1 protein-coding gene is annotated in these 271 nt (G+C 60.5%); it reads right to left on the bottom strand.

Annotated elements, in window-relative coordinates; genetic code table 11:
• On the bottom strand, window positions 1–271 hold a 271-nt coding region (locus ACZ3HH_RS30095; RefSeq protein ID WP_465810236.1), incomplete at both ends, for an ABC transporter permease subunit.

The raw sequence follows: 271 nt of genomic DNA, 5'->3' as shown, positions 1-271 counted from the left end.
CGTACCCAGGGCCACAGGCCGCCGCGTGCGTATTTCAGCAACAGGATCAGGATCAGGCCGAAGACGATGCTTTCATAACTGCCGCCATCGCCCAGTAGTGCCGGCAGCAGCACCTGCAACTGGTCCGACAGCAGTTTCAATACGCCCGCGCCCAGCAGCGCACCCCAGATATGGGCAATGCCGCCGACCACCACGATGAAGAGATATTCGATACCCATCGCCAGGCTGAAGGGAGATGGATTGACGGTGCGCTGCATGTGCGCAAAGAGCC

The sequence above is a fragment of the Pseudomonas sp. PME37.24/025 genome (assembly GCF_055556615.1).
This window is presented reverse-complemented; position numbering and strand designations above follow the sequence as displayed.